Source organism: Mediterraneibacter sp. NSJ-151, from assembly GCF_022487435.1.
GTDB classification, from domain to species: Bacteria; Bacillota; Clostridia; order Lachnospirales; family Lachnospiraceae; genus Schaedlerella; species Schaedlerella hominis.
In genome coordinates, this window is record NZ_JAKVPP010000033.1 from 1 (window position 1) to 1,482 (window position 1,482).

The 1,482-nt window shown below is 41.2% G+C and carries 1 protein-coding gene; it reads right to left on the reverse strand.

The annotated features are described in order from the left end of the window. Nucleotides 1-159: 159 nt before the first annotated feature. The gene (locus LQE94_RS16125; RefSeq protein ID WP_240578196.1) at nt 160-1,401 is read right to left on the reverse strand and encodes an IS256 family transposase; all 1,242 of its coding nucleotides are present in this window, start codon (nt 1,399-1,401) and stop codon (nt 160-162) included. Nucleotides 1,402-1,482 lie beyond the last annotated feature (81 nt).

Here is a 1,482-nt window from a genome sequence, read left to right on the forward strand (position 1 = left end):
GAGACTATGAAGAAAAGTCTGTAAATTAGATTCTTCTATGATAATGATGGGCGAAAGGCTTGAAAAATCAGCTTTTCGCCCTTTGTTTATATATAACAGTTACTAAAACGCATGTCAAGAGCAGGCGGTTCTGCCGCCTGTTTTGCAATGGAATATTGCCTATTCTGGAAGGCGTCCTTCGTACATAATACTTAGTTCTCCATAGACCGCTCCCCAGTTTCGGATTGTGGAAGTCCACTTTTTGGTTGCTTCAAAGGTTGCCAGATACAGGGCTTTCAGTAGTGCTGTATCACTCGGAAATACGCTTCTTTGGCGATTGAGTTTCCGGTAGGTGGAATTCAGCGATTCAATGGCATTGGTCGTATAGATGACCTTTCTGACGGTTGCTGAAAACTTGAAAATCGGAGAGATTGCATCCCAGTTATCTTTCCAGCGTTTCATAGAATTCGGGTATTTTGGAGTCCATTTCTCGGTCACTCTCTCAAGGGCTGCCAGTGCCTTTTTCTCATCAGCCGCTTGATAAATCGTCTTTAAATCAGTTGCAAATGCTTTTCTGTCTTTATCCGGAACGTATTTCAGGGTATTTCGAACCTGATGAACGATGCAGCGTTGATACTCTGTTTTCGGAAATGCTGCCGCAATTGCTTCCTTTATTCCGGTAAGGCCATCCGCACAGAGGATTAAGATATCTTTTACACCTCGATTTTTCAGTTCATTTAGCACAGAGAGCCAGTATTTCGAACTCTCATTGTCTCCAACATTGATTGTCAATACCTCCTTCTTCCCTTCCGTATTGATACCAAGAATGACATAGGCAGCCAATTTACGGATTATACCATTATCACGGACAGAATAATGTATCGCATCTATGTACAAGATTGGATATACCTCGTCTAATGGGCGATTCTGCCAGTCTTCAATCTGTGGCAGAATCTTGTCCGTAACATCTGAGATAAATCCTTCTGATGTCTCAAAACCGTAGATGTCTTCAATCGTCTCAGATATCTGTCTTGTAGTCATCCCTTTGGCATACATGGAGATAATCTTCTGATCAATATCAGAAATATCTTTCTGACGCTTCTTTACTACCTGCGGTTCAAAAGTAGATTTTCTGTCTTGAGGAACTTCAATCTCCATAGCTCCATAACTGCTGTTCACACGTTTCCGCTTGTAGCCATTGCGATAATCGTCATTGTCCGAACGCTCGGATTTCTCGTATCCAAGATGGTCATCCATTTCAGCTTCCATCATTTCTTTGATGGTCCCGCCTAAAAGATCTTTCAATGCATCCTGGATATCTTCAGCTGTCTGAATATCATATTCCTCCAAAAGCTGATGAATGATGTTCCGTTTTCCTTCTGTCATTTGTACCCTGTGTACAGGTTTCTTTTGTCTTGCCATAATAAAAGGCCCTCCTATGATTCTATTTTATCATAGAAGAACCTTCTAAATACTATTTTACAGAAAAAGTTTCACACTCTC

Coding starts and splice junctions, on each gene's coding strand:
- LQE94_RS16125 (WP_240578196.1), bottom strand. CDS start 1,401: ATGGCAAGACAAAAGAAACCTGTACACAGGGTACAAATGACAGAAGGA.